General features: G+C 69.4%; 22 protein-coding genes. 7 read left to right on the forward strand and 15 right to left on the reverse strand.

The window, feature by feature from the left end; translation table 11 throughout:
- Positions 1-163 precede the first annotated feature (163 nt).
- Entirely contained in the window at positions 164-1,171 is a 1,008-nt protein-coding gene (locus F8S09_RS04495) for a WD40 repeat domain-containing protein (protein WP_227978444.1), read from the forward strand.
- A 9-nt stretch (positions 1,172-1,180) separates the two neighbouring features.
- Here F8S09_RS04495 and gltX read toward each other — a convergent pair whose 3' ends face one another.
- Complete coding sequence (gltX, locus tag F8S09_RS04500) at positions 1,181-2,623, reverse strand: glutamate--tRNA ligase (protein ID WP_152869251.1); 1,443 nt, start codon at positions 2,621-2,623, stop codon at positions 1,181-1,183.
- A 100-nt stretch (positions 2,624-2,723) separates the two neighbouring features.
- Here gltX and F8S09_RS04505 point away from each other — a divergent pair, with 100 nt between their 5' ends.
- Positions 2,724-3,239: a hypothetical protein gene (locus F8S09_RS04505; RefSeq protein ID WP_152869253.1), complete on the forward strand. Its 516-nt coding sequence runs from the start codon at positions 2,724-2,726 to the stop codon at positions 3,237-3,239.
- 25 nt (positions 3,240-3,264) lie between these two features.
- Positions 3,265-3,828, forward strand: a complete 564-nt coding sequence (locus F8S09_RS04510; protein ID WP_152869255.1) for a flavin reductase family protein — start codon at positions 3,265-3,267, stop codon at positions 3,826-3,828.
- Here F8S09_RS04510 and mutL read toward each other — a convergent pair.
- The 4 genes from mutL to F8S09_RS04530 form a co-directional block, all read right to left on the reverse strand.
- Positions 3,801-5,462: a DNA mismatch repair endonuclease MutL gene (gene mutL, locus F8S09_RS04515; RefSeq protein WP_152869257.1), complete on the reverse strand. Its 1,662-nt coding sequence runs from the start codon at positions 5,460-5,462 to the stop codon at positions 3,801-3,803. The genes F8S09_RS04510 and mutL overlap by 28 nt on opposite strands.
- Positions 5,463-6,311, reverse strand: a complete 849-nt coding sequence (locus F8S09_RS04520; RefSeq protein WP_152869259.1) for a DUF4238 domain-containing protein — start codon at positions 6,309-6,311, stop codon at positions 5,463-5,465.
- Positions 6,304-8,769 carry a DNA mismatch repair protein MutS gene (gene mutS, locus F8S09_RS04525; protein WP_152870126.1) on the reverse strand — a complete coding sequence of 822 codons (2,466 nt, stop codon included), beginning with the start codon at positions 8,767-8,769 and terminating at the stop codon, positions 6,304-6,306. Before mutS ends, F8S09_RS04520 begins: the two co-directional genes overlap by 8 nt.
- A 170-nt stretch (positions 8,770-8,939) precedes the next feature.
- On the reverse strand, positions 8,940-9,719 hold the full coding sequence (locus F8S09_RS04530) for a hypothetical protein (protein WP_152869261.1): 780 nt from the start codon (positions 9,717-9,719) through the stop codon (positions 8,940-8,942).
- A 343-nt stretch (positions 9,720-10,062) separates the two neighbouring features.
- On the opposite strand from F8S09_RS04530, the gene F8S09_RS04535 reads away from it, so the two are divergent.
- Together F8S09_RS04535 and F8S09_RS04540 are read left to right on the forward strand one after the other, a co-directional pair.
- Complete coding sequence (locus tag F8S09_RS04535) at positions 10,063-10,392, forward strand: 4a-hydroxytetrahydrobiopterin dehydratase (protein ID WP_152869263.1); 330 nt, start codon at positions 10,063-10,065, stop codon at positions 10,390-10,392.
- On the forward strand, positions 10,389-10,853 hold the full coding sequence (locus F8S09_RS04540) for an acyl-CoA thioesterase (RefSeq protein WP_152869265.1): 465 nt from the start codon (positions 10,389-10,391) through the stop codon (positions 10,851-10,853). The genes F8S09_RS04535 and F8S09_RS04540 overlap by 4 nt, the downstream gene beginning before the upstream one ends.
- A 115-nt stretch (positions 10,854-10,968) precedes the next feature.
- On the opposite strand, the gene F8S09_RS04545 is transcribed toward F8S09_RS04540, so the two are convergent.
- From F8S09_RS04545 to F8S09_RS04565, 5 genes are all read right to left on the reverse strand, one after another.
- Entirely contained in the window at positions 10,969-11,586 is a 618-nt protein-coding gene (locus F8S09_RS04545; protein ID WP_152869267.1) for a LysE family translocator, read from the reverse strand.
- Between the two features lie 79 nt (positions 11,587-11,665).
- The gene (gene kynU / locus F8S09_RS04550) at positions 11,666-12,859 is read right to left on the reverse strand and encodes a kynureninase (protein WP_152869269.1); all 1,194 of its coding nucleotides are present in this window, start codon (positions 12,857-12,859) and stop codon (positions 11,666-11,668) included.
- Complete coding sequence (locus F8S09_RS04555; protein ID WP_152869272.1) at positions 12,859-13,497, reverse strand: cyclase family protein; 639 nt, start codon at positions 13,495-13,497, stop codon at positions 12,859-12,861. The genes kynU and F8S09_RS04555 overlap by 1 nt, the downstream gene beginning before the upstream one ends.
- A gap of 83 nt (positions 13,498-13,580) precedes the next feature.
- Positions 13,581-14,063 carry a hypothetical protein gene (locus tag F8S09_RS04560; RefSeq protein ID WP_152869274.1) on the reverse strand — a complete coding sequence of 161 codons (483 nt, stop codon included), beginning with the start codon at positions 14,061-14,063 and terminating at the stop codon, positions 13,581-13,583.
- 115 nt (positions 14,064-14,178) lie between these two features.
- Entirely contained in the window at positions 14,179-16,212 is a 2,034-nt protein-coding gene (locus tag F8S09_RS04565; RefSeq protein ID WP_152869276.1) for a vWA domain-containing protein, read from the reverse strand.
- Positions 16,213-16,446: 234 nt separating this feature from the next.
- Here F8S09_RS04565 and F8S09_RS04570 point away from each other — a divergent pair, with 234 nt between their 5' ends.
- Positions 16,447-18,411, forward strand: coding sequence for a DNA topoisomerase subunit B (locus F8S09_RS04570; RefSeq protein ID WP_152869278.1), 1,965 nt, complete (start codon positions 16,447-16,449; stop codon positions 18,409-18,411).
- Positions 18,412-18,546: 135 nt separating this feature from the next.
- A complete protein-coding gene (locus tag F8S09_RS04575) occupies positions 18,547-19,344 on the forward strand; it encodes a hypothetical protein (RefSeq protein ID WP_152869280.1) in 798 nt (265 codons plus the stop codon).
- A 9-nt stretch (positions 19,345-19,353) separates the two neighbouring features.
- On the opposite strand, the gene F8S09_RS04580 is transcribed toward F8S09_RS04575, so the two are convergent.
- From F8S09_RS04580 to F8S09_RS04600, 5 genes are all read right to left on the reverse strand, one after another.
- Positions 19,354-20,880, reverse strand: a complete 1,527-nt coding sequence (locus F8S09_RS04580) for a S10 family peptidase (RefSeq protein WP_152869282.1) — start codon at positions 20,878-20,880, stop codon at positions 19,354-19,356.
- A gap of 61 nt (positions 20,881-20,941) precedes the next feature.
- Positions 20,942-21,502, reverse strand: a complete 561-nt coding sequence (locus F8S09_RS04585) for a GNAT family N-acetyltransferase (RefSeq protein ID WP_152869284.1) — start codon at positions 21,500-21,502, stop codon at positions 20,942-20,944.
- A complete protein-coding gene (locus tag F8S09_RS04590; protein ID WP_322618524.1) occupies positions 21,499-24,639 on the reverse strand; it encodes a DEAD/DEAH box helicase in 3,141 nt (1,046 codons plus the stop codon). The genes F8S09_RS04585 and F8S09_RS04590 overlap by 4 nt, the downstream gene beginning before the upstream one ends.
- 50 nt (positions 24,640-24,689) lie before the next feature.
- Positions 24,690-25,784 (reverse strand): serine hydrolase domain-containing protein, encoded by a 1,095-nt coding sequence (locus tag F8S09_RS04595; protein WP_152869286.1) that lies wholly within the window; start codon positions 25,782-25,784, stop codon positions 24,690-24,692.
- Between the two features lie 41 nt (positions 25,785-25,825).
- Positions 25,826-26,203 carry an MliC family protein gene (locus F8S09_RS04600; RefSeq protein WP_152869289.1) on the reverse strand — a complete coding sequence of 126 codons (378 nt, stop codon included), beginning with the start codon at positions 26,201-26,203 and terminating at the stop codon, positions 25,826-25,828.
- Positions 26,204-26,263: the final 60 nt, after the last annotated feature.

Genomic DNA, 26,263 nt, shown 5'->3' on the forward strand with positions numbered 1-26,263 from the left:
GGGGGCGTGCGAAGGGGTTCAGGCGAGGATCACCCCTGCAATTCAGACTGGGCAGGTGCGAATGCTCCTTCTCCTGGGTCTAGCGACGGCTTCTCAGGCGGCCGCCTCCTTCCCGGCTCCCATTCAGACGGTGAACCGTCCAGAGGCGCGGGCCGTCTTTTCCATGGACCGCCAACGCACTCTGGCGACCAACATGGAGAATGGCATTCTGCTGGTGCCGCGCACGGGGACGCCGCGCAGCTTCGAGGTGCCGGGCAAATTGTGGGCAAACACCCTCACGCCGCAGGGCCGAATGCTGGCGGTTCAACTCGCCTTTGATGACTGTCAGGTGGTGGTGTGGGACGTGACGGCAGGGCGGAAAGTGACGGCGCTGCGGGGCGACTTCAGGGAGGTCCTGGCCTGTGGTCGGGAAACCGAGTTTGTCTTCGACGTTCAGTTCACACCCGATGGCCGCTTTCTGCTGACCGCCGACCAGACGGGCCTGCGCCGCTGGGACGCTCACAGCGGGAAGCTGCTCAGGACGCTGCCGGGCCAGTTCTTCAGCCTGGGCGTCAGTCCAGATGGCCGTAGCGTCGTCACCGTTGGGGCGCAGTACCGGGCCGAGGTATGGACCGCTGACCTCTCGCGCCGCCTGAAGGCCCTGCCCCAGCAACCCGCCGACTGCTACCGGGGGCCGGGTGTCTGGCCGAGTGGCCTGAACTGGAGTCCTGACAGCACGCGCCTCGCCTTCTCCTGCGACCGCGAAGTGCGGGTCTGGAACGTCAGCGCCGGGGGATTGCGAAGCTACCCACGCCAGGCCAAGCGCGAGTACCCCGACACGCCCACCTTCAGCCCGGACAATCAGTTCGTGTTGGCGAATGAACGTCAGTTCGGGGTGGCGGTCTGGAATGTGGCGAGCGGTCAGCGGCTCGCCCAACTCACAACCACTGACTCCGGCGTGCAAGTCACGGACATAGCGGTCACGCCGAACAATCTGCTGTTCGCGGCGCTGGACGACGGCCACATCTTGCGGGCGAATCTGAAGCAGCCCGCTCAAGTCCTGGAACCCCTGCGTCCCTTCCCCGACAAGGCCAGACTGTGGCCCTCCGTGGCTGTGAGCTGGGAGGGGGACCGTCTGGCAGTGGCCTCCGGGGACGGCCGGTTGAACGTGTACGCGCTGCCGGGGAACTGAGGCGGGAACCTATCCGCCCCGCGCCGCCCGCTCCACCCGTGCCACCACGCGCTCCCGCCCCAGCGCTTCGAGCATCTCGAACATGCCGGGGCTCTCGCTGGTGCCCGCGACCGCCGCCCGCAGGGGCTGCATCACCTTGCCGGGCTTGAGGCCGCGCTCCTCGGCAAAGGCCCGCAACTCGGCCTCGGTCGTGGCCTGGTCGAAGGCGGGAAGGTTCTTGAGCCGCGCGGCGAGGTCGGGCAGGAAGGGGCGGCCCTCCTCGATCAGCTTCTGCGCCTTCTCGGTGACCGGGTACTCCTCGGACCAGAAATACGGCGTCTTCTCCAGAAACTCGGAGAACACGTCCATGCGCGGAATCATCATGCGGACGACCGCGCGGAAATAGTCGTCGAGGGGCAACTCGTGCTTCTGCGAGGCAAGGTAGGCGTGCAGGCGCCGCGCCACCTCCTCCTCACTCAGGACCTCGCGCAGGTACTTACCGTTCATCCATTTCAGCTTGTCGAGGCTGAAGACGGGGCCGCCCAGGGTCACGTCCTCCAGCCGGAAGACGCGCTGGAATTCAGCCAAGTCGAAGAGTTCCTGGCCCTCCGGGTGCGTCCAGCCCATCGTGGCGAGGAAGTTGAGCATCGCTTCGGGCAGGAAGCCCTGGTCCATGTACCACTCGACGGAGGTGGGGTTCTTGCGCTTGCTGATCTTGGATTTGTCGGCGTTGCGGAGCAGCGGCATATGCGCCCAGACGGGTTCGGGCCAGCCGAACGCCTGGTACAACAGCACGTGGATGGGCGTGGAGGTGATCCACTCCTCGGCGCGGACGACGTGGGTGACCTCCATCCGGCGGTCGTCCACCACGTTGGCGAGGTGGTAGGTGGGAAAGCCGTCGGCCTTGAGCAGCACCTTGTCGTCGATCTCGCGGTTCTGGAAGGTGATGGGGTCGCGCAGCCGGTCGTTCACGACGGTCTGGCCCTCACGCGGCACCTTCAGCCGGATGACTGCCGCCTCGCCCGCGTCCACCCGCCGCTGCGCCTCCGCCGGGTCGAGGTCGCGGCTGGGAACGGCGATCACGCGGCCCTCCTTCTGGGCCTCCTCGCGCAGGGCGCTCAGTTCCTCGGGCGTCTCGAAAGCGTAGTAGGCGTGCCCGGACGCGACGAGTTGCCGGGCATAGTCGCCGTACAGGGCGAAGCGCTCGCTCTGGCGGTAGGGACCGTTGGGACCGCCTTGCAGGGGAGACTCGTCGGGCGTCAGGCCCAGCCACTGCATCATCTGGAAGATGCGCGTTTCCGAGTCCGCGACGTAGCGGCCCCGGTCGGTGTCCTCGATGCGGAGGATGAAGCGGCCCTCCTCGCCCTGGGCGCGGGCCTGCGCCGCGAGGGTGTGGTTGAACAGGCCGATGTAGGCGGTCCCGACGTGCGGGTCTCCGGTGGGGCTGGGGGCGATGCGGGTGACGACAGGCATATGGGGGCCATGTTACGAGAGCGGGGCGGGAGACGGGGCGGGGACGGCCCTGCCGTAGATTCGTCCGCGCCCTGTCCCGCCCCCTGGTACGCTCGCCCGCATGACCCGCCGCGCCGCCGTGACCTGCCTCGCCCTGCTGACCGGGGGCGCCTGTGCCCAGTTCGCCCCGACGACGCCGGTGCCCAGCCCGTACCTGTTCGTCCAGCCTATTCCCAACCAGCCCGACCTCGACCTGAACGGCGAGTACATCGGGCGCCTGCGGGGGTACAACAACCAGACCGGGCTGCTGGACATTCAGGTCACCGTAAGGGGCCACGAGGTAACCGCGACGGTCGTCAGCCGGGCGCTGAAGCAGACCTTTCAGGCCAGCGGCACCCGCAGCATCTTCCGCGCCAGCCCCGTCACCGTCAATCTGGTGGGACAGAGCGGGCAGGGCAGCGCCTGCGAGGGCAGCTTCACGGAGCTGTATCAGGTCAACGTGACCTTCGTCCGGGCCAGCGAGCTGAGCGGCGAAGGCGGGCGCGGCTCCATTCAGCGGATGATCTGCGACAGCGTGACGCGGCAGTTTCGCCCCGACCCCCAGAACAGCGGCGAACTGGAGGTGGCGCGGAAGTAAGGCCCGGCCGCCTATCCTCGGGGCCATGCTCTCGGCCCAGACCACCCGCTTTTTCGGCTACTACCCCGGCACCGTCGCCCTCGTGACCGCCGAACACGCGGGGACGCGCAACCTGCTCAGCGTGGGCTGGCACACGGCCCTCAGCGCCGAGCCGCCGCTGTACGGGGTGGCGGTGGGGCGGGAGCGGGCCACCCATCCCCTCATCCTGGGAAGTGGGCGCTTTGGGGTGAACTTCCTGCCCTTCGCGGCGGCGCGGGCGGTGCAGGGGGCGGGGGTGCTGAGCTTGCATGACCTGGGCCTGCACGGCGGCGGGGACAAATTCGCGCGGCTGGGGCTGGAGACGCTGCCGGATGCACCGCTGGCCCTCGCCGGGGCCTACCTGCACTACACCTGCGAGGTGATGGAGGTGGTGCCGACCGGCGACCACGACCTCTTCGTGGGGCGGGTGATGGGGGTGCGGTACGACCCGGCGACGTACGACGACTCCGGGCTGTTCGCGGGCGAGGCCGCCGTGTACCTCGGCCGCAGCGCCTACGTGACGACGACGCGGGAGCGGGTGGCCTACCCGCCGGAGGTTTTTGAAGACTGAGCGGCGTCCCGCCCCCGCGCCACGTCGCGCACCCCCCGGCGCCCGAAGGCGTGGGCGAGGTCGCGCTCGGGCAGGCGCAGCACCGTGGGCCGCCCGTGGGGGCACGACCAGGGTTGCTCACAGCCGGAGAGGGCCGCCAGCACCCCCTCTCCCCTCCCCGCGTCCAGCATCCCGGCCTTGAGCGCGGGGGCGCAGGCGAGGCGGGCGAGCACCTCCCGGCGAGGATCGGGACCGTCCCCCAGGGCCGCCTCCACGATTCGTTCGTGCAGCCGGGGCACGGGCAGCGCGGCCAGAACGGCGGGCAGCGTCCGCAGCCGCACCAGCCCCGCGCCGAAGTCCTCCAGGGTCAGGCCCCAGCCGCGCAGCTCGGGGCCGCGCTCGTGCAGGCGGGCAACCTGCTCGGGAGTGAGGTGCAGCAGTTCGGGCTCGGGCAGTTCCACGGGTGGCTCTCGCCCCAGCGCCCGCGTGAAGTGCTCGTACAGCGCCCGCTCGTGCGCCGCGTGCGCGTCCACGACCCACAGGTCGCCCTCGCCCTGCGCGAGAAGGTACAGCTCCTGATAGACGCCGAGGAGGGTCAGGGTGGGAAAGTTGCCGCTCGCAGCGGGCACGGCAGACGGCTCGGGCGGGGCGAGAGGAGCCGGAGCCGCCCGCACCAGCGGATGCGCCACGAGCGCCCCCGTCACCGCCGCCTGCACCCGCGCCGCCACGCCGGGGAGGTCTGCCAGCGCGACGATCTGCTTGGCCGGGTGGACGTTGGGATTGTGGTCCTCCGGCGCGACCGTCAGGTCCAGCACGCACAGCGGCGCCACCCCGGACGGCAGCAACTCCGCGAAGCCCTCGATGACGGCCCGCTCCAGCTCCGGCGGGGCCAGCACGGGCCGCCCGTTCACGCTGAAGTGCATCCGGTCGCGCCGGGCGCGGGTCAGTTCGGGGCGGGAGACGACCCCGCGCACCCCGTCCGCTTCGACCGTCAGCACGCGGTTGGCGCTCAGCGGGCCGTACACGCTCGCCACCGCGCCCCGGTGGTCGGCGGGGGCGTGGGTCAGCCGGGCCTCGCCGTCCACGGTCAGGCGCCAGTGCAGGCCCGGATGGTGAAGCACGTAGCGCCCCACCAGCGCGGTGATGTCGCGCACCTCGGCGGCGGCGGGGGCCTGGGTGCGGAGGCGGGCGGGCAGCCGGGCAAAGAGGCGCCGCACCGTCACCGTCGTCCCGGCCGGGGCGGAGGTGCGGCGCACGGTCACGTCGTCGCCCAAAGCCGTCACTTCCACCGCGCCCACCTGCGCCGCCGGGCGGGTCACCAGATGGAGGTCGCCCGCCTGCGCCGCCGCCCACAGCGCCTCGCCCCGGAAGCCCAGGGTGGTCACCCGCTCCACTGCGCCCGCCTCCGGCGCCAGCTTGCTCGTCGCGTGTCGGGCGGGGGCCAGCGCGACCGACTCGGCGGGGATGCCGCCGCCGTTGTCACGCACCCGGATCAGGGCCAGGCCACCGCCCTCCACCTCGATCTCGATGCGGCTCGCGCCCGCGTCCAGCGCGTTGTCCACGAGTTCGCGCACCACGTCGAGCGGGCGCGACACGACCTCTCCGGCGGCGATCAGCCGGGCGACGTGGGGGGGAAGAATTACGATGTTGGGCATTTAAGTGACCAGATTTTCGATGAATGTATTAGGTGGCAGCCCAAAAACAAATCTTTCTGCGGTCGAGAATAAGTTGTGGTTGATGTCTATCGCTGCACGCTTATCTCTAGAGTGAAGGTGCATACCATCGCGTTCCAAGAATTCAGGATACCGCTCCTTTCTCAAAAGCTGTATGCAAATTTTGGGACTTAATGGGTAGTAAACAACTTCTTTTACGCCATTTTGGCTGTAGATAATAACGGGGTTATCCGAAGTCAAAAACGGAGTTTGCGATTTATTGACTAAAACCATCCAATAAAACTCAGAGACTAGTTCCTCACACATGTCGGCTCCCCCTGTTTTAGGATCAAACATCATCTTTACTATGTGGAAACTGTAGTCTTTTGGTTCTGGTATAAAGTTTTTAAGCTTCGAATCCTGACCATGCCTGCTCTCTATATAACTCAACCATGATCTCTCTATCACCTCGTTATATAAATTTCTAAATCTCGGACTTCTATATATCTGAGTGAACATCATATGTGCCAACCCATATCTAGACTCTTCAATTAAATTGATTTCATTGTCAATCATTTTCAAAACTGCTTCTGCATGTACAGCATATTTAGACTCAAGTTCAGAAAATAGTTGCTCGATGAAAACCCTTTGATTTTCATCCTCGAAATCCATATGTATTAGAGAGTTTAAACCACGCTCACCAGCTATTTTATTGATGTTTGCCAAAAATGATCTCTTTTTTTGAAGGTCGTATGCCGTAATTTGACCTCTACTGTTGGCGAAACGTCGCAGGTAGAATTTTGGCACATAATGATGGAAACTCCCCATCAAATTTTTCGCCCAATCATCCATTGGAAGACCCCTTCACATCTCGTTGCCAGCGGTGCAGCAGCTCCAGCGCCGCCATCGGGGTCAGACGGCCCAGGTCGAGGGCGGCGAGTTCGCGGGTCAGCTTGCGGTCGTCCCCGCCGCTGTTCAGGGCGGTCAGTAGCCGGGCGGCGCGGGCGGTGACGGGCGCGGGCAGCCCGGCCAGCCGCGCGACCTCCACCCCGTAGCTCTGCCGGGCCGCGCCGGGAATGACCTGGTGGTAGAAGGTCAAGCCACTCCCCTCGTCCTCCTCGGCGGCGACGTGCAGGTTGACCAGCCCCGGCAGGTCCGCCTCCAGCCGGGTCAGCTCGAAGTAGTGGGTGGCGAAGAGGGTATGCGCCCCGGTCGCGTGCAGGTGCTCCAGCGCCGACTGCGCGATGGCGAGGCCGTCGAGCGTGGAGGTGCCGCGCCCCACCTCGTCCAGAATGACGAGGCTGCGGTGGGTCGCCCCGTGCAGGATGGTCGCCAGTTCGCTCATCTCCACCATGAAGGTGCTGCGGCCGCCCGCGAGGTCGTCCGAGGCCCCGATGCGGGTATGGATGGCGTCGTAGACGGGCAACTCGGCGTGGTCGGCGGGCACGAAGGAGCCGACCTGATGCAGCAGCGCACAAAGGGCCACCGTGCGGAGGTAGGTGCTTTTGCCCGCCATGTTCGGCCCGGTGAGCAGCAGGGTGTGGCGCGTCCCGCCCAGCTCGGCGTCGTTGGGCACGAAGCGCCCACCCGTCGCCCGCTCGACGACTGGGTGCCGCGCCTGGGTTAGCCGGGCCGCCCCCCCGGAAGTCTGGGGCCGCACCCAGCCACATTCCACGGCGATCTCAGCCAGGGCCGCCAGCACGTCGAGGTCAGCCAGTGCTCCCGCCGCCTCCGCCAGCGCCTCGGCGTGGGTGGCGAGGCCGTCGCGCAGGCCGGTGAAGACCTCCAGCTCCAGCCGCCCCGCCGCCGCCTCCAGCCGGGCGATCTCGCGCTCGCGGTCGCGCAGGTCGGGCCTCGTGAAGCGGGCGCGGTCTTTCAGGGTGGCGATCTGGCGGTAGTCGGCGGGCACCTTGCCCAGGTTCGCGCTGCTGACCTCGAGGTAGTACCCGAACACGTTGTTGAAGCCCACCTTCAGGCTCCCGATCCCGGTGCGGACCCGCTCGGTGGTTTCCAGCTCGGCCAGCCACGCCCGGTGCCCCAGCGCCTCCGAGCGCAGGCCGTCGAGTTCGGCATGGAAGCCGTCGCGGATCAGGCCGCCCTCGCCCGCGCGGATGGGGGGGTCGTCCACCAGCGCGGCGCGGATCAGGGTCACCACGTCGGGGAGGCCGCCCAGCCGGGCCTGCAAGCTTCCCAGCAGGCCGTCCTGCTCGGTCAGCAGCCGGGTGGCCTCGGGCAGCAGCTCCAGCGTGCGGGCCAGGGACGCCACCTCACGCGGGGTGGCCCGGCGGGTGGCGACACGGGCGGAGAGGCGCTCCAGGTCGTGCGCCCGGTACAGCAGCGCCCGCACGCCGCCGCGCAGGTCGGGGGCACGGGTCAGGGCCTCCACCGCGTCCAACCGCGAGCGGATGCTGAGTTCGTCCAGCAGCGGCGCCCGCAGCCAGGCCCGCAGCCGCCGCCGCCCACCCGCCGTGCGCGTCTCGGCCAGCACCTCGGTCAGCGTGACCCCCTGCGGGGACTGCGCGTGAAAGATTTCCAGCGCCCGCGCCGCCGCGTCGGTGAGGCGCATGTGGGCGCCCGGCTCGTAGCGCACCACCCGGCGCACCATCTCCAGCCGCCCCTGGAGGACCTCGCGGGCATACCCCAGCACCGCCCCGCACGCCCGCACGAGCGCCGCGCTGCCCAGCGACCCCGGCACCTCGCCCAGCACGGTCCGCAACTCGTCGCGGGCGGCGTCCTCCCCGAAGTTGGCGGGCGAGAGCATGACCGGAAAGCGCGTCTGGAAGTCGGCCAGCAGCGCCGCGTTGCCGGACAGCTCCGGGGCCAGCAGCACCTCGCGGGCGCGGTGGCGGGCCAGTTCGTCGTACAGGGCGGTGCGGGTGTGAAAGGCGGCGCAGCGAAATTCCCCGGTGGAGAGGTCCAGCAGCGCGAGCGCGTACCCGTCCCCGGTCGCCACCGCACCGAGGTAATTCTCGTCGGCGGTGAGGTGCCTCTCCTCGGTCACGGTGCCCGGCGTCAGCAACTGGGTGACCTTGCGGTCCACCAGCCCCGAGCCGGGTTCCTCGATCTGGTCGGCCACCGCCACCCGCACCCCCGCCGCGAGCAGCCGCTCGACGTTGCTGTCGAGGGTCCGGATGGGGACGCCCGCCATCGGGGTGGAGAAGTCCTTGCTGCTCTTGTGGGTCAGGGCGATGCCCAGCAGCCGCGAGAGGCGCTCGGCGTCCTCGCCAAAGGTTTCGTAGAAGTCGCCGCATTGAAACAACAGGATGAAGTCAGGATGCTCGTCCCGCAGGGCGACGTACTGCTCCAGCATCGGCGGCAGCACCCCCGACCCGGTTCCTTTGAGCACATGTTGGGCAGCAGCTCCCGGCACGCGCCGAGCATAGCGCAGGGCATTCTGTTGTCAGCGGAATACAGGTCGCGTTTGGGAGAGGGAGAAGGAAAAGCCGCCCCGCGTGGGGGCGACTTCGTGGCAGAAGGGGTTCAGCGGCCCAGGAAGGTGGGCTTGGGCAGTTTGGACTTGAGGCTCAGGCCGGTCAAGTCCGCGTCTAAGAAGACCCAGTTGTCGGACGAGAAGCTGCCCGAGACGGCGCTGACGGTATAGACGCCGGTCGCCTCGTCGCCGGTGACGGCGAGCTGCACCTTGTTCCAACCCTTGCCCAACCGCAGATCAGTCTGCACTGTGAGGCGCTCGCCTTCCACGGTGCAGGTCCGGTTGCCTTTCAGGGTGACGCTACGGTCAACGTAGGTCAGCCCGCCGAAGCTGAACGTCAGCCTGCCTTGCCCAGGCGTCCCGTCAAGCGACAGAGTGGCAGGCTGAACAGCGCCGTCCTTGCCCGCGTCCACCTCCACGAGCAGCGAGGTGCTGCGGACCGATCTGTCGCTGAGCGTGATCTGCGGCAGGCAATCGGCGGCGAAGTCGTAGTCCTCCGGCAGGGCACCGAACAGGTCCGTGTCAATCGCGCTGAGCTGCGCCGCCGTGGGCGTGGGCAGCGTCAGGACGAATTTGCCGTCCGCCGTCAGGGTTCCCGTCGTGGCAGGTTGCCCCGTCAGCCCGTCCTCACCGACGAGGTATCCGCGCACACTGCCCGCCCCGCCCGTCCACGGCCCCGTCGTGAGGCGGAAAGAGGTCGCCGTCTCCGTGAAGCTGCCCTCCACGACGGTGCCGGAGAGCGCAGCCAGGGAGCTGGGCGCGGGAGTCTGATTACAGGCGGCCAGCAGCAGGCCAGTCGAGGCCAGGGTTAACACGGCAAAGTTTTTCATGACCCCCGCACCGTAACCCTCTTCAGCTCAGTCCACAAGCAGAGTTGACGGCTCCGCTCTCGCCCGTCCCCACCCCTACTCGTCGCACCCCAGCGCCCGCAACAGATCGAACTCCGTGATAGCGGGAATTACCACTGGCCGACCCCGAACCGGCGAGCGACGACGCCCCAACAGCCTGAGCAGCAATACGCGCATAGCTCCCCCTTCCTGACGGCAACCTGATGAGGGCCTAAGCCTAGCTCAAGATGCTAGGAATGTCACACCTTCCCCTCTTGGGGTGAGGCGTTGCACCGCGTTCCGGCTGAGCAGAGGTGGGAGGTGGGGGCGCTCTAGCATGGGCCGCATGAGCTACCACCCCTATGACCCGCGCATGGCGCACGACGCCAGCCGCAAACTCAGCGACGGAGACGTGCAGGACCTCAAGCCCGAAGGCTGGTGGGGCAACGACGGCCAGCTTTACCGGGACTTCAAGTTCGGGAGCTACATGGACGGCGTGGACTTCACCCTGCGGATCGCCCGGATGGCTGAGGAAGCCGGGCACCATCCCGACCTCCACCTCCACTACGCGCGGCTGCGGGTGCGCTACTTCACCCACGACGCGGGCGGCGTAACGATGGCAGACATTGAGGGGGCGCGGGCCGTGAACCGGCTGTGGGAGGAGGCGCAGGCTTGAAGCTCTCCATCCCCGACGCCGACGTGCTGTGGGCCGAGTTGCCCGCCCAGCGCAAGCATGAGGTCACCCTGACCGTGGAGCCGGACGACCTCGACGACCTCAACCACGTCAACAACACCGTCTACCTCGCGTGGTGCGAGCGGGTGGCCCGCGCCCACGCCCTGCGCGAGGGGATGGGCACGGAGGCGCTGACCGCGCTGGGGGCCGTGCCCGTCGCGCGGCAGCATGTCATCACGTACCACCGGCCCGCCCTGCTGGGAGACCGGGTGCGCGTCCGCACCGCCCTGACCCATCATGCAGGCGTCCGCAGCGTCCGCGCCTACACGCTCGACCGCGCGACCGACGACGGCACGGACGGCGAGCGGCTCGCGGAGTGCCAGACCGAGTGGGTGTGGGTGGACCCGGTGACCGGAAGGCCCAGGCGGGCGCCGCGCGAGGTGCTGGAGGCCTTCGGGTTCTAGCGTGTGGACCGGGGCCTGTGGCGTGTAGAAGAAGGTGGGAGACGTTCCAGGACGCCTCCTACCTCCTCTTTCCTTTTTCCCATAAGCTCCAGGCCACCCGCCGCAAGCGCCCCAGTCAACGGCTCAGCGCCACCCGCAGCCCCAGCGCCACCATGACGGCGCCGGTCACCCGTTCGAGGGACGCCCGGACGCGCGGCGAACGCAGACGTGGGGCGAGGGTGCCGATCAGCAGCACGAGCAGGCCCAGCCAGATCACCCCCCAGCCGAAGTGGATTAGCGCCAGGGTCAGCGACCGCTCCAGCGCCCCCTCGCCGGGGCGGACGAAGCCGGGCAGCACGGTGAGGTAGAACAGGGCCACCTTGGGGTTGAGCACGTTGGTGGTCAGGCCCTGCGCGAGGGCGGGGCCGAAGCCCAGGCGGGGGCCGGGCTCCCCGGCAGCCTGCGCCGTGTGCCGGGCCTCGCGCCACGCCCGCACACCGAGGTAAAGCAGGTAAGCGGCCCCCGCCAGCCGCACGGCCTCGTACAGCGCCGCGCTGCGGGCCAGCAGCACGCTCAGGCCCAGGGCGCTCAGGGCCGCGTGCACGAGCAGCCCGCTCGTCACCCCCAGCACCGCCCCGAACCCCGCCGGACGCCCCCCCGCCAGCGCCGCCCGCGTCACCAGCGCCGTGTCTGCCCCCGGCGTGACCGTCAGCAGCAGCGAGAGGCCCGCGAAGGCAAGGAGGGCGGAGTCCATGGCTCAGGGTAACAGGGGGGGAGAGGAAGGTGGGAGGCGTCCCAGAACGCCTCCCACGCCCTCCCCTCAGCCCTACGCGCTATGTCACCAGCCCCGCCGCCTCCACCGCCCGGTGCGCCCCAGTGTCCAGCAGCTCGCGCAGGACGCGCACGGTCTCCTCTATCTCGGCCTCCGCGTTGTACAGCGCGACTGGGGCGAGGCGCAGAATGTCCGGCTGGCGGAAGTCGGGGACGATGCCGCGCGAGCGCAGGGCGAGGCTCAGGGCGTGCGCCTCCGGGTGCGCGAGGGCGACGTGCCCGCCCCGCCGCCCCGGCTCGCGCGGGGTGACGACCCGCACCTCGGGCAGATGCTCGGCCACCTGCGCCATCAGGTGGGAGGTCAGGTCCAGGCTGCGGGCGCGAATCTCGGCCATGCCCATCGTGTCAAAGACGGTCAAGGCCCCCTCCAGCGCGGCCAGCGCCAGGATGGGCGGCGTCCCGAGCTGATAGGCCCCGGCCCCCGCCGCCGGGCGAAACTCGTGCGCCATCTCGAACTGGGTCGCCTTGTCGTGACCCCACCATCCGCGCAGACCGGGACCGAGGTCGTGGTGCCGCTCGTGCAGGAAGAGGCCGCCCGGCGCCCCCGGCCCGGCGTTAACATACTTGTAGTGGCACCACACCGCGAAGTCTGCTCCGGCCTCGTGGAAGGCGTGCGGCACGCTCCCGATGCTGTGCGCGGCGTCCCAGCCGATCAGGACGCCGCGCTCATGGGCCAGGCGCGTCACCCCCGCCACATCCAGCAGTTGCCCGGAGCGGTAAAGCACGGTGGGGAGCAGCACCAGCGCCACATCATCCCCCAGCGCCGCCGCGATGTCGTCGTCGTGGAGGGTGTGGCCGTCGCGGGAAGGAATCAGCCGGACCTCCGCCCCGTGCCGCGCGGCCCAACTCTGGAGGGCGTACACGTCCGACGGGAAATCGAGCGAGGTGGCAACGAGGTGCCGCCGCTCGCCCTGGGGCCGGTACAGGGCCGCGAGGAGCGAATGGAGATTGGCGGTGATGCTCCCGGTAGCGATGACCTCGTGCGGGTGCGCCCCCACCAGCCGCCCGATCTGGGGCGAGAGCGACTCCGCGAGGCCGAACCAGGCGTCCCACCCGCCCACCGCGTCGCATTGCCACTCGTCCAGTCGGCGCAGCACCGCCTCCCGCGCCGCGTGGGGCATCAGGCCGAGGCTGTTGCCGTCGAGGTAGATGCCGGGGGGCATGGCGAACAGGTCACGTCTGAGGGCACCGTTCATCAGGGAACCTCCGGGAGCGTCCCAGCGGGCAGCAGCACCGCGCGGGCGGGGGCACCGTCCGCCCCGACGAGGGGCAGCGGCAGGCACACGAGGTCATAGTCGCCCTCCGGCACCGCGCTGAGGTTGAGGCCCTCCAGAATCAGGACTCCGGCCTCGCGGCAGGCGTGGTGGGCGTCCAGCGTCTTGCTCGTCAGCGGGTCCACGCTGGGGCTGTCGGTGCCGATCAGCCACACGCCGCGCCGGGCAGCCTCGCGGACGAAGTCGGGCGAGAGGGCGGCGAAGTCCTCTGGGAACTCGGCCCAGTGGGCGGGCTGGCCGGTGTGCAGCAGCAGCCGGGGCGGGAGCATGTCCGGCAGGCCCTCCAGCGCCTCCGGCCCCACCAGGCCCTCCCGCGCCCGCACCGTCAGCACCCGGCAGCGGCCCAGGTAAGGCTCCAGGCCGACCTCCTCCAGCCTCGGCGCGTCGTCGGCGTAGTGCCAGGGGGCGTCCACGTGGGTGCCGGTGTGGGTGCTGGTCCGCAGTTCGCCCGTATTCACGCTGTCGCCCCGCGCGATCCGGGCGCCCGGCTCCAGGCGGTACGGCGCGTCCCCCGGCCAGGTGGGGTGACCGGGGGTGAGGGGTCTGGAGATGTCGTGCATGGGAGAGAGGCTACCAGCCGCCAGCTTCCAGCGCCCAGCCCTGGCCCGCCTTTGCTGGCTACTGGCTGCTGGCGGCTGGCCGCTCACGTCCCCGGCGTACTTCCCGGAAACACCGCCACGCGCCCCACCATGTACGCGCAGCCATACAGGAAGAGGGTCACGACGGGCAGAAAGCGCAGGCCCCGGCGGTGCTCGACGAGCTTGCCCCGCACCAGCACCTCCAGCACGTAGAGGCTCAGCAGGCAAAAGGCCGAGTACATCCAGTGTTCCCAGTCGCGGCTGGGGTCGGCGGGATAGCCGTACTTGGTCTGGGTGCCCTGCACGGCAGTGGCGCTGGGGACCTTCGCGCCCCCCAGCGAGAGGATCACGCCCGTCACGACCGGAATCAGCGTCAGCACCCACGTCAAGCGCAGCCACACCAGGAAGCCGCCGCGCAGCTCCCCCTTCAGCGCCGGGCCGAGGCTCCAAACAAACAGCACCAGCGTGGCGAGCGCGTAGGGGGTGGGAAAGAGAAAGGCCAGCGCATTGTTGAACTGATACCCGTGAATGAGCCGCAGCAACTCCATGCCCAGCAGCCTAACCTGAAGCGGGAACCGGACCGCTCATGCAGATTCTGTCCGGGTGCCGTTCCCTTCGGCCAGAGTTTCGGGGGGGTTCAACGGCCTGCCGTCGGCCTCCGGGTCACCACTCCAGCCGCGTCTCGGGGGGCAGATAGGTGCCGGGCCGCAGCTCGGCGCCGTCGGCGGCGCGGCGCAGCTTCAGGCCTGCCGGAACGGTCGCCAGCAGGATGCGCGGGCCGCTGACGGTCACGCGCAAGCCCGCGAGGGCAGGCGCCCCCAGCAGCGTGCCTAGGTCCACCAGCCCCGGCGACAGCGTGACAGCGTGTTCGCCGTAAGGGCCACTCAGGCGCAGCCCCACCCCGTCGGCGTGCAGCGAGAGCGGCAGGCCCAGGCCCACCAAGCTGCCCAGCGGCGGGTGCGGCGAGCGCGAGGGGTGCGCCACCGCCAGCCCCAGCAGGGTGCCGGGGCGAACGACCTCGCCCCCTTGCAACAGCCGGGTGCCCTGACTGACCTCCAGGTCGGCCGGAACGCGCAGCACCCGCAGGCCGCCGGACTCGTGCCCAAGCCGCAGCCCGCTGAGGTGCGGCACCCGCGCAAGTTGCCCCAGATCGAAGGGCGCGTCCAGCGGAGCCGCCAGCGGTTGCCGCCGCCCACCCCGCCCCACCAACCACAGGGCGAGGTCGGGGGTGTATTCCAGCCCCTCGATGGCCTCGGGGGGCGCGTGAACGGGCGCGGGTGCGGGCGCCCGGCGGCGGCGGCGACGGCGGCGGCGCCCCAGCCCCAGCAGGCCAGCGCCCACCAGCGCGGCCAGGCCCACTCCGGCAAGGACAGCCCACAGCGCCCCCAGACCGTTCCCCGAGCCGCCCGGGGCATCCTCCGGCCCCCCCACCGGGGCGAGGGCGAAGGTCTGCCCACCCACAACCAGCCGGGGCACCCCCGCGCCTGCCGCCTCCCCCACCCGCGTAAGCTGCACGGTCACCTCGCGCCCACCCGGCAGGGTCCAGACCTCCCCGCCCAGGCCGGGGGGGAGGCGCAGGGCAGGGGCCACAGACGCCACCCCAGCGGGCAGACGGTAGCGCAGGGTGACGCTCTCGCCGGGACCCAGGGTGCGGTCGGCGCCGGGGTTGAGCCACATTAGTCCGGTCTGCCGGGGCTGCACCGGAGCAGAGGTCGCCGCACTCGGCGCCGCCGTCTCCCCCACTGCCAGCCGCAGCAGCGCCCGCCGGGGCAGACCGCCCGCTTCCGGCGCCGGGGCGCACAGTAGGGCCGGGGCGCCGGGGGCCACCTCCCGCCCGACGCGCAGGGCCGCCCGCCCCTCCTCCACGACCGGGGCGGCCAGCGTGACTCCCTCCGGGGCGCTCAGCGTGAGCGGCGTGCCGTCGGGCCAGGGCACCGGCACCCGCGCGGGGTCGGGCACCGTGCGCAGGGCCGTGCCCGGCGCCACCCGCGCCAGCACAGGCACCTCGCCCACCGGCAGGCTGACGCCCCGCGCGTAGCCGCTCGCCCGCAGCGCCGCCCGCGCGTCGGCGGGCAGGGGCGTGCCCAGCGCCACGTAATGCAGCGTGTCCAGCCCCCCGCGCCCCCCGAAGGCCGCGAGCGCCCGCGCCGCCGTCCAGTCCCCGGCGGGGTCGTTGTCGGTGCCGTCGGTCAGGACGATCACGGTGGTGACGTACCCTCCAGCCTGCAACGGGGCCAGCCCTTCCCCCAGACTGCGGTAGAGGTAGGTGTTGCGCCCGTCGGCCCGCAAGGCGGCGAGGTCGGTGTTCCAGCGCGTCCGGTCGGCCGGGAGACTGTAGCCCTGGCGCGAGCGCAGCCCCTGGTCGAAGGTGAGCAGCTCCACGCGGTCGGGCTGCTCGGAGCGCACATACCCGTTGACCGCCGCCTTGACTCGCCCGAAGATGTCCGCCTGCCCGTCGCCGATGCCGCGCATGGAGCCGCTGGTGTCCAGCACGAAGACCGCGCGGGTGCGCGTGGGGGCGGGCGTGGGCAGGCGGCACTGCTCCGGCGGGAGCGCGGCGGGGAGGCGCTGCAAGGTCACGCGCGGGGCTGGGGCAGCCGGAGCCGCCGCCCCAGCCAGTCCACCCGGCCACGCCGCGAGTCCAGGGGCCAGCAGCCACGGAGCGAGGACGAGAAGAGCGGCAGAACGCGGGCGCATGCGTAGGCCATTGTGACCGCTGATACCGAGGCCGTCCAATACCGAGCGAAGCTCTGCCGCTACGCCCGCCCAACTCCCCACCCCTTATTACGCCCCGTGCGTAATCCATTTGACCCGTTTCAAGTCCGGGAGTATACTGTGAAGACCTTCGGGGGCGCACCCAGCGCCCGTTTTTTCCGAATCGACCCATCCAAGCTCAGGACGTGTCCCCGTGGGGGCAACGCCAGGAGGATCATGACCCAGACTCCCGCCTATGACGCCAGCTCCATCTCGATTCTCAAGGGGCTGGAGGCCGTTCGCAAGCGCCCCGGCATGTACGTGCAGGGAGGCACCGGCATCGACGGCTACCACCAATTGCTGACCGAGATCATCGACAACGCCATCGACGAGGGCCTGGGCGGCTTTGCCGACGAGGTCCACGTCATCATGCACGCCGACGGTTCGGCCACTGTCACCGACAACGGGCGCGGCATCCCCGTCGACATGATGAAGAGTGAGAACCGCCCCGCCATCGAGGTGATTTTCACCGAGCTGCACGCGGGCGGCAAGTTCGGCGGCGGCGCCTATAAGGTGTCCGGCGGCCTGCACGGGGTCGGGAGCAGCGTGGTGAACGCGCTGTCCACCTACCTCGACGTGACCGTCAACAAGGGCGGCAAGCTGCACCACATCCGCTTCGAGCGCGGCGAGGTCGTCACGCCGCTGGAAGTGCTGGGCCAGACCCCCGCCGACGTGACGTGGTCCACCAAAGTCACCTTCCACCCCGACCCCACCGTCTTCTCCGAGTTCGAGAACCTCTTCAATTACGACCGCATCCGGGGCCGCCTGCGCGAGCTGGCTTACCTGACCGGCCTGAAGATCGTCGTGCGCGACGAGCGGACCGAGCTGCACGCCGGGGAGGTTCGGGAAGAGGTCTTCCACGAGCAGGGCGGCATCGCCAACTTCGCGCGGGCGCTGGTCACCGACGACTCCAAGCTGCTGTACGACCAGCCTATCGTGATGCGCGGCACCCACCTGGACGTGGAGGTCGAGGTCGCGTTCATCCACGCGAACACCTACTCCAGCGACAACATCCTGACGTACGCGAACATGATCCGCACCCGCGACGGCGGCACGCCGCTAACCGGCTTCAAGACCGCCTACACGCGCATCCTGAACAAGTACGCCAAGGACAAGAACCTGATCAAGTCCGGCAACCCGGTGCCCAGCGGCGACGACCTCTTGGAAGGCATCTACTGCGTGGTGTCGGTCAAGCTGCCCGAGCCGCAGTTCGAGTCTCAGGCGAAGGTCAAGCTGCTCAACAGCGAGGCCCAGACCGCCGTGAACGCCATCGTGGGCGAGAAGTTCGCGGAGTTCCTCGAAGAGAATCCCAAGGTCGGCAAGACCATCGTGGAGAAGGCCGCCGAGGCTGCCCGCGCCCGCGAAGCCGCCCGCAAGGCCCGCGACATCGTGCGCCGCTCCAACCCCCTGGAGAACGACGACCTGCCCGGCAAGCTGGCCGACTGCTCGAGCCAGGACCCGGCCGAGTCCGAGCTGTTTATCGTGGAGGGGATCTCGGCGGGCGGCTCGGCCAAGGGCGGGCGCGAGCGGCGCTTCCAGGCCATCCTGCCCCTGCGCGGCAAGATCCTGAACGTCGAGAAGTCCGAGCTGAACAAGATTCTCAAGAATGCCGAGATTCGTGCCCTGATCGGGGCCATCGGCGCGGGCGTGGAGGGCACCGGGGACCGGATGCACTTCGACCTCTCCAACCTGCGCTACCACAAGATCATCATCATGACCGACGCGGACATGGACGGCGGGCACATCGCCACCCTGCTGCTGACCTTCTTCTACCGCTACATGCGCCCGGTCGTCGAGCAGGGCTACCTCTACATCGCGCAGCCGCCGCTGTACCGCATCACCGTGGGCCGTGAGAAGAAGGGCACCTACCTCTACACCGAGGAAGAACTCAAGACGCACGTCGCCCGCGCCAACAAGGAAGGCAAGAAGTACGAGATCCAGCGCTTCAAGGGCCTGGGCGAGATGAACGCCGATCAGCTCTGGGACACCACCATGAACCCCGAGACGCGGGCGCTGAAGCAGGTCAAGGTCGAGGACCTGATGGTCACCAACGAGGTCTTCGAGGACCTGATGGGCTCGGAAGTCGCGCCGCGCAAGAAGTTCATTCAGGACAACGCCCGCTTCGCTGAGATCAGCGTGTAAGCGAAGCCAGAACCGAGGAGCCCGCCCCGACACACTGGGGCGGGCTTCCTCCATTGGGGGCTTGACCCGCTCACCGGAGGGCGGACAATGAGGCATCCGCCCTTCCTGACCCTGCCACCCACCCCAGGAGTTCCCATGACCCATCGGCTGGCGTCCACCCTGTTCTTCATGCTCCTGGCCTCTTCCGCCCACGCCCAGTCCGGCCCGAACAGCAGCCTGGTCAGCGCCCAGTTCACGCCTGACGCAGTGATCGTGACCGACCGCACCGCCGTCAACGAGTTCGCCGGAGCGCTGCGGGAGGCCGCGGCCCTGGCGGGGGGCACCTGTCAGAAGAGCGAATATGTGGTGTGGCCGGAGTCCAGAGACAACCTCGCCGAGCAATTTCAGGACGGCCTGGGGGCATTGGGCTACACCCTGACCCTGCTGGACGAGACCGACGATAAGGACGGGTATGTGGCTGCCTTCCGGCTTGCCGGGACGGGCAAGACCCCGTTGGCTGGTCTGTGGGCGGACGATGGTGACGGGGTGGTCCTGGGGTGGTGCACCCTGAGCGCGGGCGCTGCTGCGCCCCGCACCAGCCCTGCGGCTCCGGCCCCCCGTCCGGCGGCGGCACCTGTGCCCACCCCGCAGGTCAGTGCCATTCAGAGCGGCAAGTATGGCTGCACCGAGACCCAGCCCCGGCTGGTGAACGGGTCATGGCAGTTCGAGTTCCAGTCCCGCGGGGTTGTGCAGTTGCAGGCCGATGGGCGCTACGTGGACCCCTTCGGCGTGGCGGGCCGCTACGGGCTGAATGCCGCGCGAACGGTCGCCACCTTCTCCGGCGGCGCGCTCGGCGGCGGCACCGCCACCCCCATTGAGGGCGAGGTGGGCCGCCTGCGCGTCGTCATCCCCACCGCAAGCGGCGAGCGGCGCTGGACCTGCGGGCGGATGTAGGCTCCTCGCTCAGCCCCGGGCTGCCCCCCACTCCACAAACGCCGTCAGGTCCGCGTACTGCCGCTCCAGGCTGGGGCGGTGGACATACATCATGTGCCCGGCCTCGTAGAAGACCTCGCGGACATTCCCGCGCAGGCTGGGGTCGAGGCTGAGGTGGTCCAGCGTGTGCCGCGTCGCGTGGTACGGCGTGGCGAAGTCGAAGTAGCCTGACGCCACCAGCACCTTGAGGTGCTCGTTCTGGTGCATGGCCCTCCGCAGCGTGTCCGAGACGCGCACGTGCTTGTTCTCGAACTCCTTGTAGCTCCAGGGCCGCACCCGCATGGTCAGGATCTCGTAGGGGAGGTCGGACTCGAAGCCCAGTTCGGCGCGAACATAGTGGTTCATCGCCGCCGTGTACGGCCCCAGGATCGCGCTCATGCTGGGGTCATACTCGTTCGCCTCGCCGCCGGAGTCACGGTCCAGCCCGGTAAAACGGCTGTCGAGGCGCCCCACCGTGCGGCCCTCCTCGCGCAGCAGCTCCTTGCAGAAACGGGCCAGGGTCACGCGCAGGTTGTTGCGGAGGACGAAGGCCACGTCCAGCCCGGTCAGGGCGGCGTACCGCTCGGCCACCGCCCGCTGCTCCTCCTCACTCAGACGCGGGCCGAGGTGCAGGGCACGGGCATAGTCGCCGTCCGCGAAAGCTTCGGCCTCGCGCAGCACGTCAGCCAGCGAGCGCTCGCTGCCGAGTTTGCCGTGGCACCAGGCGGTCGCGGCGGCAGTAGGCAGGTGAACGATATACGGCAGGTCATGCCCCGGCGTGAAGTCCACCGTGGAGAAGTCGAGGATCGAGCTGATGAGCATGATGCCGTTCAGAAACAGCCCGTGCCGCTCCTGCAAGTACCCGCTGAGCCCCGCCGCCCGCGTGGTGCCGTAGCTCTCCCCGATCAGAAACTTGGGGCTCAGCCAGCGCCCGGCCCGGCTCGTCCACAGCCGGATGAAGTCGCCCACCGACTCAATGTCTTTCTGAAAGCCGTGGAAGTCGCCGGGCTTCTCGCCTTCCTCGACCCGTGAATAGCCGGTGCTCACGGGGTCGATGAACACGAGGTCCGAGTGGGTCAGCAGGGTGAACTCGTTGTCGGTGAGGTCGTAGGGCGGCCCGGTCAGCGCCCCCGCGTCGCCCATGACCACCCGGCGCGGCCCCAGCAGGCCGAGGTGCAGCCACACCGAGGAACTGCCGGGGCCGCCGTTGAAGCTGAAGGTGACGGGCCGCGTGCGCGGGTCGTGTTCGCCGTCGAGGGCATAAGCCACGAAAAAGACGCGGGCGCGGGGCTTGACGCCCTCCGACTCGCCCTCCTTGGCGTGCTTCTCCTCGGCCAGCACCATCGTCCCCGCTGTGACGGTGTAGGCCAGTTCGCGGTCCCCCACGGTGACGCGGTGGCGGGTGACGCTCACCTCGTCCTGGGGCCGGTCCTCGGGGCGGTCGCCCTCCGCAGTGCGGACCTTGACCTTGACTTCGGTGCCGGGCTCGGCGGCCTGCTTCTCGTGTTCGTCGCTCATGGGTGGGGTAGTTCTAGCGCGTGGGACGGGAGGGCGGCGCGGGGTTCCGGTTGCCGTGCCCCTACCACACGTCCCCGCGGCGGAACTCGCAGGTCAGGGGCGCACCCTCCTCCTGGGCCGCGTCCAGGGTGCCCGCCGGGGCGTAAACCAGCACGCCGCCCCCCTCCTCCGGCGTCTCCCGGACACCCGCAGGCGTCATCACCCGCAGCGGGCCGCGCCACACGCGCCAGCCGCCCGCCTGGTAGAGCCCCAGGCCCTCGTCGCTGGTCGAGAGCGCCCCGAAGTCGTAGGCCCGGGTCACCTGTGCGTTGACCTGCCGCAGCAGGGTCCGTCCGACGCCGCGGCGCTGCCAGGCCGGGTGCACGGCCATCGCCTCGAGGTACCCCACCCGCCGGGGTGCGTCCCCGACCAGCAGCGTGCGCTGCACCAGCGCCGCGTGCCCGATCAGCCGACCGCCCAGCCAGGCCAGGGTGTGCAGTCCCCCCAGGGCGTGGTCCCAGTCGTCGTCGCTGAAGTCCTCGCCGTACGCGGCGGCCAGCAGCTCGCGCACGGCCCGGCGGGTCGGCGCGGACAGGTCGGCGGTGTGCCGGACCTCGGTGACCCACCCCGCTCCCCTGTTCACCCGAAGTACCCCAGCAGATCGATCAGTGTCCGCGCGTAGTCGTCCGGCTTGATCCCTCGCTTTTCCAGCTTGACCGAAGGTGGGAAGGTCGTCACCTCAGTCCGGTGGGGGAAGCGCTTCAGGCCCGGCGCGTCGTAGTCCAGCGACTTGTACGCGAAGGTCACCTGAAGGTGCGTCATCGTCTCCCCGATGCTCAGGACGCGCTTGGCGACGGCGGTCAGGCGCAACTTGGCGAGGTCGATGAAGTTCTGAACCTCCGGGGTGGGCGGCCCGTACTTCTTGCGCAGGTCGCGCTCGACCCGGCTGACGGCCTGAAGGGTCCGCGCCTCCGAGAGCCGCCCGTAGGTGGCGATGCGTTCTTCCTCGTTCCCGCCGAAGTACTCCGGCGTGAGGCGCGAATTGATGGGCAGATCGATGGAGACCGAAGCGGGCGTCTCCATCTTCTCGCCCTTGAGCTTGGCGACGGCCTGCGCGAGCATCTCCGTATACACGTCGATGGACACGGCCTGCACGTGCCCGTGCTGTTCCTCACCCAGGATGTTGCCCACGCCGCGAATCTCCATGTCCTTTTCGGCCAGCAGGTGCCCCGAGCCGAGGTCTTGCAGGTCGGCAATCGCCCACAACCGCCGCTGGGCGTTCTCGGTCATGCGCGGGGGGTAAAAGAGGTAGGCGTAGGCGGTTTGCTGCCGCCGCCCGACCCGCCCCCGGAGCTGGTAGAGCTGCGCGAGGCCGAGGCGGTCCGAGCGCTCGATCAGGATGGTATTCGCCTCGGGAATGTCCAGCCCCGTTTCCACGATGGTCGTGGAGATCAGCACGTCAAAGGCGCCCTCCGCGAAGCCCAGCATGATCTCCTCGAGTTCCTCCTCGTTCATGCGGCCGTGCGCCACGCCGATGCGGGCTTCCGGGATCAGGTTGCGGAGGTATAGGCTCCGCGCCCCGATGGACGCGATGCGGTCATGGATGTAAAAGACCTTGCCGCCGCGCTCGATCTCGGAGAGGATGGCGTCGCGCACGGTCACCGGGTCGAAAGGTGCGAGCACCGTCTGGATGGGCTTGCGGCCCTTGGGCGGCGTCTGGATGGAGCTCATGTCACGCAGGCCGACCATGCTCATGTACAGGGTGCGCGGTATGGGCGTGGCGGAGAGGGCCAGCGTGTCCACGGCCTTGACGCCTTCCGGAATCTCAATCTTGCCGTCTTTGGGCACGTCGGGCAGCCCACGCATGGCCCGCAGCTTCTCCTTCTGGCCGACCCCGAAGCGGTGTTCCTCGTCCACGATGATCAGGCCGAGGTCCTTGAACCCGATATCGCCCGACAGCAGGCGGTGCGTCCCGATGATGATGTCCACCTTGCCCTGCGCGAGGTCGCCCAGAATGCTCTTGGCCTGCTTGTCCCCGGTGAAGCGCGACAGACCCTCCACCCGCACGGGCAGGTCCTTGAAGCGTTCCACGAAGGTGGAGGTGTGCTGCTCGGCCAGCAGGGTGGTGGGCACCAGCATCGCCACCTGCTTGCCGTGCCCCACGACGCGGTGCGCGGCCCGCAGCGCGACTTCCGTCTTACCGAAGCCCACGTCGCCCGAAATCAGGCGGTCGGCGGGAATGGGGCGTTCGAGGTCGCCCATCGTCTCCTTCAGGGCCGTCTTCTGGTCGGCGGTGAGGTCAAAGGCGAAATTCTTCTCCACCTGCGCGTCCCACTCGGGCTGGGCGGGGAACGGGTTGCCGGGCGTGACCTGCCGGGCCGCGTACTGCACGAGCAGTTTGCCTGCGACCTCCTCGGCGTTCTTGCGGGCCTTTTCCTTGGCCTTGGCCCAGTCCTTCTTGTCGAAGGAAGACAGCACCGGGGGATCGTCGGTCGTGCCAGGGTGCCGCCGCAGCACGGGCAGTTGCTCGATGGGTACGGCGAGGCGGGCGCCCCCCCGGTAGTCGAGGTTGAGGTAGTCACGCGTGACGCCCAGCACCGTGCGCGTCTCCAGCCCCTGGAACTGCCCGATGCCGTGCTCGGGGTGGATGAGGTAGTCCCCGACGTGCAGCCCTAGCGCGTCAGTGACAGGTTTGCCCGCCAGCTTGCGCCCCCGCAGCGCCGAGCCGCCCTGAAAGCCGTAGATCAGGTCCTCGGTCAGCACGACCGTGCGGTGCTCGGGGATGGCGAAGCCGCCCTCGCCATTCGCCCGCAGGAAGCCCAGGCCGCCCTCCTCCACGCGGGGGACGCTCAGCCAGGGGATTTCGTGCGTGTTCAGCAGCCGGTCCGCGAGGTAAGCGGCGGTGCGGTCGTGCCGAACCAGAATCAGCACCCGGTACCCTGCCCCGCGCCACTCGCCGATGTCGCGCTCCAGGTCCGAGAGGCGGGCGCGGTAAAAGGGCAGCGACGTCAGGCCAAGGTCGTAGTCGGTCAGCTCCAGCGGGGCGCGGCCAAACGACGTGACCTCGCGCTCCCGCAGCCGGGGCCACAACGTGTCGGTCAGCGGTCCCAGCGCGGAAGCGTAGAACTCCGGCGCGTCCAGAAACACGCGGCCTGGCAGCAACTCCAGGCGGGTGGCGTCCCACTTCACGTCGGTCAGGTAGTCGGCGGTGGGCTCCAGGGTAAAGGCCGCGATCTTCTCGCCCGTTAGCTCGCCCGACTCCAAGCGGCGCAGGGTGTCCAACTCGTCCCCGAAGAACTCGGCGCGGAGGATCAGCGCCTCCTCGCCCACCGGCACGCCTACCCCCGGCACCAGCCGCAGCTCCAGCGTGTCGCCGCGCAGGAGGTAGCCCGTCTCGTCGTCCTCGGGGTCCTGAAGGCGCTCGTAGCCTAGGCGCTCCAGCCGGGCCAGCAGCTCCTCACGCGGATAGCTCGCGCCCACCCGCAGGGCGAGGGCATGGTCCTCGGGGTGGGCCGGGAAGAGGTCCAGCGCCGTATTCACGTCCAATACCACGTGCTCGTGCCTGCCCGCCCAGTCGCGCAGCCCCGGATTGACCGAGACGGGCGAACCCAGCGCCCCAGCGGAGGCGTAGGTGCCCAGGCGGTCGGGGGTAGTGAGCAGCACGGCGGGGCCGGGGTGGGCGGCGAACAGGGCGGCGCGGGCCACCTGCGGCAGCAGCAGCACGTTCCCGACCGGAGCGGTCGGCATCAGTCTGGAGAGGTTGGGGGCGGCGACCGTCACCCGCAGATTGTACGCGGGGAGGGTAAAGGGGACGGGGGTAGAGGGAACGGTCAGGCGGAGGCGAGGGCGAGGATGCGGTCGGGGAAGGAGGCGAAAGCGCTGGCCTCCTCGTGGGCGCGGGGCTGCCCCTCGTCGATCAGGCGCACGGCGACCAATCCAGGCCCCGGCAGGACGTGGAGATGCTGGCCCAGCCACCCGTCGTGTCCGAAACCGACCACCGGACCGAACTGCTCGTCCGCCCAGCGCACGCCCCTGGGCATCTGCTCACGGTCGAAGCCGTGGGCCACCAGCCGGGGCCACAGCTCCCCCCAGGACGTCCACTCGCCCATGCAGGCCTCCAGGGCCGCCACACTCGGCGTGACTCCAGCAGCGGCGGCCACCGCCTCCACATGACCGGAGGTCACCACGATCCGGGTCCACTGTGGCCGCAGCCACCACAGCAGGCCCATATGGGGATAAGCGGAGGTCGCGGGACGCGTGCTCTCCTCCACCCACTCCCGCGCAATCAGCGCCGCCCCACCCGCCTCTCCCCCATCCAGCGCGAGTTGTCCCAGCCGCGCGAGGTCACGGGCACGCAATCCCAGGCCACTCATGCCGTGCGGGTTTCCGGCTTTGTCCCGAATCCAGTACGTCTCTTCAATCCTCAGCGGCCCGAACAGCTCCGCGTGGGCGAAGTCGTCGGCTTTCTGTCCGGTGGCGCGTTCCAGCAGGCCGCAAATCAGGTTGGCGGCCTTGTTGTTATAGGCGAAGACGCTGCCGGGGGCGTGCTCCAACTCAGCGCACAGGGCGAGTTGCACGAAGTCCGGGCTGGGATAAATCTCGGCGGGGGCCATCGGCACGTTTTGCAGCCCGCTCGTGTGCGTCATCAGGTGCCGCAGGGTCACGTCCCGCTTGCGCCCCTGCCGCCACTCCGGGAAGAAGTCGCTGACGGGCACGTTCGCCCCCGGCAGATGCCCCAGCGTGATGGCGCGGCCCACCACCAGGCTCAGCACAGCCTTGGTCACGCTCATCGTCTCTATGGGGCGGTCGCCCCGCCCGTTCAGCACCTCGTCTACGAGGAGTTCCCCGTCCTGCATCACGGCGAGGGCGCTGGTGTTGCTGGCGCGGGCCTCATCCACGAGGGCGTCAAGCTGGGCTGTGGGCATGGCCGCAGCGTATCCCGGCGGCTCATCCTGAGTCCGCCGATTTATCGCCCGGTGAGGCACCCCGTCAGCAGCGTCTGCGTACGCCCCGTGCCAGTCCCGACAAAGGTGCTCAGGGTGGACTCGCCCTGATGCTCCCACCACTCCAGGCCGCCGCGCGCTCCCGCCGGTCCGGCCAGGCTGGCGTAACGGGCACCGCTGGCGCTGAGGGCCTCGGCCAGACCGTACTGCCGCCCGCGCCAGTTCAGGACCACAAAGGTGGGACCACTCTGACCGAAGGTGGCATAAGTGGCGCTGATCCTCTGCCCGCCGTCACAGGTGTAGTGGAAGGTGCGGGACGTGCCGGACGTGGGAGGGCCGCCCCCCGCTGCTGCGACCGGGGCGAGGGCGAGCACCAGCAGCGCAGCCACAGCGAATCTCATCGCTCCAGCCTACAGGCCGGGGAGTACCCGCTATACAGATTACAAACTTGGTCAACTTCT

This window comes from Deinococcus terrestris (assembly GCF_009377345.1).
GTDB lineage: Bacteria > Deinococcota > Deinococci > Deinococcales > Deinococcaceae > Deinococcus > Deinococcus terrestris.

Coding starts and splice junctions, on each gene's coding strand:
- F8S09_RS04495 (WP_227978444.1), top strand. CDS start 164: ATGGACCGCCAACGCACTCTGGCGACCAACATGGAGAATGGCATTCTG.
- gltX (WP_152869251.1), bottom strand. CDS start 2,623: ATGCCTGTCGTCACCCGCATCGCCCCCAGCCCCACCGGAGACCCGCAC.
- F8S09_RS04505 (WP_152869253.1), top strand. CDS start 2,724: ATGACCCGCCGCGCCGCCGTGACCTGCCTCGCCCTGCTGACCGGGGGC.
- F8S09_RS04510 (WP_152869255.1), top strand. CDS start 3,265: ATGCTCTCGGCCCAGACCACCCGCTTTTTCGGCTACTACCCCGGCACC.
- mutL (WP_152869257.1), bottom strand. CDS start 5,462: ATGCCCAACATCGTAATTCTTCCCCCCCACGTCGCCCGGCTGATCGCC.
- F8S09_RS04520 (WP_152869259.1), bottom strand. CDS start 6,311: ATGGATGATTGGGCGAAAAATTTGATGGGGAGTTTCCATCATTATGTG.
- mutS (WP_152870126.1), bottom strand. CDS start 8,769: ATGCTGGAGCAGTACGTCGCCCTGCGGGACGAGCATCCTGACTTCATC.
- F8S09_RS04530 (WP_152869261.1), bottom strand. CDS start 9,719: ATGAAAAACTTTGCCGTGTTAACCCTGGCCTCGACTGGCCTGCTGCTG.
- F8S09_RS04535 (WP_152869263.1), top strand. CDS start 10,063: ATGAGCTACCACCCCTATGACCCGCGCATGGCGCACGACGCCAGCCGC.
- F8S09_RS04545 (WP_152869267.1), bottom strand. CDS start 11,586: ATGGACTCCGCCCTCCTTGCCTTCGCGGGCCTCTCGCTGCTGCTGACG.
- kynU (WP_152869269.1), bottom strand. CDS start 12,859: ATGAACGGTGCCCTCAGACGTGACCTGTTCGCCATGCCCCCCGGCATC.
- F8S09_RS04555 (WP_152869272.1), bottom strand. CDS start 13,497: ATGCACGACATCTCCAGACCCCTCACCCCCGGTCACCCCACCTGGCCG.
- F8S09_RS04560 (WP_152869274.1), bottom strand. CDS start 14,063: ATGGAGTTGCTGCGGCTCATTCACGGGTATCAGTTCAACAATGCGCTG.
- F8S09_RS04565 (WP_152869276.1), bottom strand. CDS start 16,212: ATGCGCCCGCGTTCTGCCGCTCTTCTCGTCCTCGCTCCGTGGCTGCTG.
- F8S09_RS04570 (WP_152869278.1), top strand. CDS start 16,447: ATGACCCAGACTCCCGCCTATGACGCCAGCTCCATCTCGATTCTCAAG.
- F8S09_RS04575 (WP_152869280.1), top strand. CDS start 18,547: ATGACCCATCGGCTGGCGTCCACCCTGTTCTTCATGCTCCTGGCCTCT.
- F8S09_RS04580 (WP_152869282.1), bottom strand. CDS start 20,880: ATGAGCGACGAACACGAGAAGCAGGCCGCCGAGCCCGGCACCGAAGTC.
- F8S09_RS04595 (WP_152869286.1), bottom strand. CDS start 25,784: ATGCCCACAGCCCAGCTTGACGCCCTCGTGGATGAGGCCCGCGCCAGC.
- F8S09_RS04600 (WP_152869289.1), bottom strand. CDS start 26,203: ATGAGATTCGCTGTGGCTGCGCTGCTGGTGCTCGCCCTCGCCCCGGTC.